The 6,138-nt window shown below is 48.5% G+C and carries 5 protein-coding genes and 1 pseudogene; 3 read left to right on the top strand and 3 right to left on the bottom strand.

What is annotated here, in order from left to right; genetic code table 11:
* Window positions 1-125: 125 nt before the first annotated feature.
* Both WBA89_RS08000 and metK read right to left on the bottom strand, forming a co-directional pair.
* Entirely contained in the window at window positions 126-1,295 is a 1,170-nt protein-coding gene (locus WBA89_RS08000; protein ID WP_424405414.1) for a glycoside hydrolase family 10 protein, read from the bottom strand.
* 236 nt (window positions 1,296-1,531) lie between these two features.
* Window positions 1,532-2,794, bottom strand: coding sequence for a methionine adenosyltransferase (metK, locus tag WBA89_RS07995; RefSeq protein ID WP_424405412.1), 1,263 nt, complete (start codon window positions 2,792-2,794; stop codon window positions 1,532-1,534).
* A 303-nt stretch (window positions 2,795-3,097) separates the two neighbouring features.
* On the opposite strand from metK, the gene WBA89_RS07990 reads away from it, so the two are divergent.
* From WBA89_RS07990 to WBA89_RS07980, 3 genes and pseudogenes are all read left to right on the top strand, one after another.
* Window positions 3,098-3,367, top strand: coding sequence for a hypothetical protein (locus WBA89_RS07990; protein WP_424405410.1), 270 nt, complete (start codon window positions 3,098-3,100; stop codon window positions 3,365-3,367).
* Window positions 3,312-3,476 (top strand): annotated as a pseudogene (locus WBA89_RS07985) (AAA-like domain-containing protein); the annotation flags it as partial. The gene WBA89_RS07990 and the pseudogene WBA89_RS07985, both read left to right, overlap by 56 nt.
* A gap of 100 nt (window positions 3,477-3,576) precedes the next feature.
* Window positions 3,577-3,735 (top strand): hypothetical protein, encoded by a 159-nt coding sequence (locus tag WBA89_RS07980; protein WP_424405408.1) that lies wholly within the window; start codon window positions 3,577-3,579, stop codon window positions 3,733-3,735.
* 119 nt (window positions 3,736-3,854) lie between these two features.
* Here the strand turns inward: WBA89_RS07980 and WBA89_RS07975 are convergent.
* On the bottom strand, window positions 3,855-6,138 hold a 2,284-nt coding region (locus WBA89_RS07975), incomplete at its 5' end, for an SdrD B-like domain-containing protein (RefSeq protein ID WP_424405406.1).

The following is a 6,138-nucleotide window of genomic DNA, read 5'->3' as shown; positions in this document are numbered from 1 at the left end:
CTGACGGCGCAACAGGAATTGATATCATATCGTTTTCGGTTGTATCGGTATTGTTCAAACCATCAACAGTTAACAGTTAACAGTCGTACCGCCAACATCACCTGACGGTGTTACCGGAAATGATATCACCTAGCGTAGGGCCCGTTTTTCAAAACCTCAGCCAAAGCGTTACCGTTATCTCGCAAACCTTCGTAAAAAAACAGCACTTCCCCTGGAATGCCGCGAGCGCGGTTGTAAGCAATTACTTGCAACAAATGTTCGGGATTCATGCTATACTTACTACCTCGATTCGCCAACAAAATACCGGGCGACACGCAGTGCAGTTGTTCGCCGCTAAGCTGTTGGTCAACCAGCCGATCGACCAATTGTTTGTAAGCCTTAAAATCCCGGCGGTAAAACTGCGGGTGAAGCATATCCACCAACTTTTTGTCAACCCAAGTTTGAGAATCTTGCAAATATTCCACCAGTCCCCATTCATAGGGACTAGGCGAAAGCGACAGCAACAAATCAGGATTAATAGCCTTCAATTCTCGGTGCAAGCGAGCCACAAACTCAGTAATAATATCGGCGCGCCAGTGCAGCCAATGTCGCTCTTTCGGATTTTGTGGCGGTTCTCTCCCGCACTCTTGCAGGTAGCGTTCAACCGTTTTTTCATCATAACCGCCTTCGGAAGGAAGCGCAATGCGATCGTCTCCTTGAATGCCATTTACCGGATAATTCCTAGCAACTTCCAGCATCAACTCCAGCAAAAATTCTTGAACTTCCCCATCAAGAGAATTCATCCACTCAAACTTATTTTTCTTCAGCAAATTGCCGCTGCAATCGCGCGCCGCCCACTCAGGTTTTTTCGCCAGCAAATGACCGCCGTTGAGATTGTAAGAACTCACAAATCCGTATTCAAACCAAGGAATAACTTTTAAACCAACTCTGTTCGCCTCAACAATTAATTCTGCCAAAGGGTCGCGCCCTTGATACCTAGCGTCAATTTCTATCCCAAATTGTTCGCGCATAATTTGAGAAGGATAAGCAGTAAAACCCCGGTTCCAAACTACAGGAAAAATTGTATTAAATCCCGTATCTGCCAGAAAGTCCATTGCTTCAGCAATCCGCTGTTTTGAGGTGAGAACTTTGCAGTCGGTGCTGGGTATCCAAACGCCGCGCATTCCAGTGCGATCGGGCGTAAATGTCGTTGGAACCGTTATTTGATTTTTTGCATCAACTGGAACTGCAAACTGCTGTTTTAATAAAGATTTAAAACTGTGAATTGCTGACTGGAATCGCTCTAACAATGGCATTTAGTCTAGGGATTTACAAGATTTTGTACGATTTTTTATAAGTTATATTAGGTGTCAATATTAGCAACGGGCTAGAAGCCCGTTCCACAATTAATAAAATTTCTTGTGGGCTGTTAGCAACGGGCTAGAAGCCCGTTCCACAAACAATAAAATTTCTAGTGGGGTGGGCTTCTAGCCCGCCCCTGAAATTTTACTAGCCTGCCCCTGAAATTTTACTGGCTGGCCCTGAAATTTTACTATCCAGCGACCCCGGACAACTTCTGGCTCAAAGCTTCTTTCAAAAGTTCCGCCTTATCAGTTTGCTCCCAAGGCAACTCTAAATCAGTGCGTCCGAAGTGACCGTAAGCTGCCACATCTTGATAGAAACGGCCGCCTCTTTCAGCCGGCAAATTCTGCAAGTTAAATGCCTGAATGATGCCCGCAGGACGCAGTTCAAAATGCTGCTTCACAACTTCTAAAAGCCGATCGTCCTCAACTTTCCCGGTGCCAAAAGTTTCGATCATCATGCTGACAGGCCGCGCCACGCCGATCGCATAACTCAACTGCACTTCGCACTTTTCGGCCAAACCGGCCGCCACGATATTTTTAGCAACGTAGCGACAAGCATAAGCCGCGCTGCGGTCTACCTTCGTGGGGTCTTTTCCCGAAAAAGCACCGCCGCCGTGGCGGGAATAGCCGCCGTAGGTATCCACAATAATTTTGCGGCCCGTCAAACCCGAATCTCCTTGAGGCCCGCCGACTACAAATTTGCCGGTAGGGTTGACAAGGAAGCGAGTTTCTGCATCCGGCTTGACGCTAATATCGGCAAACACCGGTTGGACGACTGCAGCCCAAAGGTCTTCTTTGATTTTGGCTTGAACTGCGGCTGTTTCTGTGATGTCGCCGATCGCCTCAGTGTGCTGCGTAGAAATTAAGATCGTATCGATGCCAACAGGTTTGCCGTCCTCGTACATTACCGTAACTTGGCTTTTGCCGTCGGGACGCAGGTAAGATAACTGACCTGTTTTGCGGACTGCAGCCAATTGACGGCAAATCCGGTGCGCTAAACTGATCGGCAGAGGCATCAATTCCGGCGTTTCGTTGCAAGCAAAACCGAACATCAAACCTTGGTCGCCAGCACCGATGGCATCCAACTGCTCTTCACTAGCTTCTTCCCGGCTTTCCTGAGCCGTATTGACACCTTGGGCAATATCGGGAGACTGAGAGTCTAGAGCCACCAACACCGAGCAGCTATTGGCAGAAAATCCGTTGTCAGCGTGGATGTAGCCAATATCGGCTATTTTTTTCCGCGCTAATTCGATGTAATTTACCTGCGCTTTTGTGGTAATTTCGCCCGTGAGCAGCATCAAACCCGTGTTGACGACAACTTCGGCGGCGACGCGGCTTTTAGGGTCTTCGGTCAGCAAGGCATCTAAGATTGTATCTGAAATTTGATCGCAGATTTTATCGGGATGGCCTTCGGTAACAGATTCAGAGGTGAACAAATAGCGGCGTGACAATGATTATTTCTCCTTTGATGGGGGCGAAGCCTGCACGACATCGGCGACAGACGACTGACTTTTCAGCTAGAGGCCAAGAATCATCGCGTCTGGGCCGCCGTCGAATTTGTGTCGGTCTGCACAGCAGTGTTGAAGCAGGGTTTGAAATTGGGTAAAGTGACACTACTATAGCAAAGTCAGTCGCGGGAAGTCCCGAAAAACTTACATTGTGTAGGGGATTGTCAATAAGTCTTCGATACCGCTGGTATACCCCTAACCTGGCAAGGGTAAGATACAGTCAGGGTATCGCGTCGCGGAAAGACTGTGGCAGGAATCCAAAAATCACCAAACTTAATCCAAACCGTTGCGGACTTAGAATTTCCCGGCGGGCCAATACCGATCGACTCTCCATTTTGTATAGCTCGATCGCCCGCCGCAGCCCTAGCTCGTGCAGAATTTGGCAAGCGCGGGAGCCTGATTTCGTTCTTGGTACAAACAATCTCGACAGAGCGAAACCTGGAAAAAACTCCGCACCGCCGTCATGCACTCCACCGAAATTTATATTGCTTTGAGTCTCAATCAATCTCCATTTAATGTAGGACTGCCGATTAAACTATCAGACTTTACTGCCGAAAAAGTCCAAGATTTGGCGCGCCAAAACGGACTGAACTGGAGCGACAGCTATCCGAAGTTAAACCTTTGATATCAATTCCGTTAGCATCGGAATTATTCATTTCTCTCTGACCTCTCTGTGTTCTCTGTGTTCTCTGTGGTTAAATCATTCCGATGCAACCGGAAACGATATGAATATTGTTTTTTATCCAGAAAATGTTGACTGTTTGACTAATTTTGTGCTGACAATTAGTTTGGGAATTACCAGCGTTGTTCCGGGGGCGGAAAATAATGTGGCAGCGCTGGTACTGGCGGCTGATGAGGCTCTTTACTACTCGTCTAAAATTTAGAAGCGCGATCGGCTAACTACGATCGCGCTTCTAAATTTTCGATTGGCTGCTGTTAATTAGGATTCAGGTAATTAAATCCAGTCTTTTGAAACCGCCGAATCATCAAAGGGGGTATGTTACTACAGGAAAGTAAAATCTGTAGCAGCAATCAGGCTTGCCGGCACATTGCTGAGAGTTGCCAAAAGTTGACCCGAACCAGTAACTCGGATCAGAGTAGAACTATTCTCCGCCACAATGCTCAGTTGCGAGAAATTCAGACCGCCCATTAAGCCGATCGAATCCGTGCCATCTTGAAAGTCTAAAATAGTCTCGCTGCCGAGGTCAATACCCAACATAAATCGATCGCTCCCAGTACCTCCAATCAGAGTATCATTCCCCTCATCTCCAAACAAGAAATCATCCCCAGCACCGCCGAGCAAACTGTCATTATCCTTCCCGCCGTAAACAGTATCGTTCCCAGCATCGCCATTGACAGTATCCTCACCTTCATTGCCAAACAGCAAATCGTTGCCCGAACCGCCGCAGATTTGGTCTTGGCCGCCAGCAGAACCAACGGGAAGAGGGCTGCCAATATCCCCGTACACAGTATCTTCCCCGTCGCCGCAGCAGATAGTATCGTTGCCTTCATCGCCAAACAGCAGGTTGTTACCCGATTCGCCCAGAACTACGTCATCGCCCTTACCTGCCCGCACGGTATCATTACCGTCACCGCCCGCGATCGTATCTTGATTTTCTTCCCCGCTGAGGAAATCATCGCCCGCCAAACCAAACAGCAAATCGTTGCCCGTCAAATCCGAGTCCAAAGGGTTAAGAGTTCCCCCGTAGATAGTATCATCGCCCTCATCGCCAATTAAAGTATCGCTCCCCTTGTCTCCAAAAATGATGTCATCATCTTTGCCACCGTAAACAACATCGTCGTTTTCGCCCGCAAAGATTAAATCATCTCCAGCAACGCCGTTGATGTAATCATTATCCTCGTTGCCAAACAGCAAGTCGCTGTCTATATTTGGGCCGACCGGGAAATCGCTGTTAAGCCCCCCATAAATATTGTCATTTCCCCGCAATCCAGCCAACAAATCAGATCCGTCAAAACCGTTGATTTCATCACCGTTACTGCTGCCGAGAATAGTATCGCTGCCGTTAGTACCGTCGAAGCGGTCGCTAACAGAATTCGGGCCCCGCACGCTGGCAATATTTGGCAAAACAATTTCCGCACAAATGCAGTCGGCATCTATTCCAGCTTGAGGTGTTGGTGTTGGTGTTTGGGCGAATAAATTGCCAAAGTTAATATCGCTAACATTCGTGCCGCTGACAGCAATAATATCAGCCGGATTAGCAGTAGTTTGCGTCCAACCAGGTTGATTTACTTCCCGAACTCGATAAGTTCCCGGGCCTAAATTAGTAAAACTGTAGCCACCTAAACTATCAGTCGCAGTGTTAACTTCTCCACCGTTCAAAGAATCGTCGCCGTTAGCGTCAAGGAAGACTTGCCAGTTCGGCAATAGCGGTTCTTGAGCATCCAAAACCCCATTGTTGTTGAGATCGTTAAACTTGCTGCCGGAGATACTAATATTTTGGAAATTGCCGAAATTAATTCCACTGCGACTTTCACCGCTACCCTGATTAACCGTAGCCGGATTAGCAGTAGTTTGCGTCCAACCAGTCCGCTGCACTTCCCGCACGTTGTAAGGAGTATTGGAGTTGAGGTTGGTGAAGCTGTAATTCCCAGAAGAGTCAGTAGTAACAACTGTTTCGCCCGCATCTAAAGAGTTGTTCCCGTCAGCATCAAGGAAAATTTGCCATCCTTCTAGACCGGTTTCCCCCGCATCCTGAGTACCGTTACCGTTGGCATCGTTGAATTTAATACCGCTGATGCTGCCTTGCTGCACGGGAGTCGGAGTCAAAATCGGAGTTGGAGCAGGAGTTGGAGCGGGAGTCGGAGTTGGAGTCGGAGTTGGAGTCGGAGTCGGAGTCGGAGTCGGAGTCGGTATTGCTTGGTTGCCGAAATTCACCGCAGCGGGAGTAGTTTGTCCTGCAGCCAAAGTAACTGGGGGCGGGTTGGGAGTAGTTTGTTGGCTTCCAGTCGGTACAACTTCCCGAACGTTGTAAGTGCCTGCTGACAAGCTGGGGAAAGTGAAGCCGCCGTTAGCATCCGTAGTTACCGAAGTTTCTCCTGTACCGAGAATGCCGTCGTTGTTGGTGTCGAGGAAAACAGTCACTCCGGCAACACCAAGTTCTCCGGCTGCTTGAGTGCCGTTCCCGTCAATGTCGTTAAATTTGATACCAGTAATGCTGCCTAGTACGGCGGGTATCGTTTGATTCCCGAAATTCACCGCAGCGGGAGTAGTTTGTCCGGCAGCCAAAGTAACTGGGGGCGGGTTGGGAGTAGTTTGTTGGCTTCCA

Source organism: Microcoleus sp., assembly GCF_049646505.1.
In the GTDB taxonomy this organism is placed as follows: Bacteria; Cyanobacteriota; Cyanobacteriia; order Cyanobacteriales; family Microcoleaceae; genus Microcoleus.
This window is presented reverse-complemented; position numbering and strand designations above follow the sequence as displayed.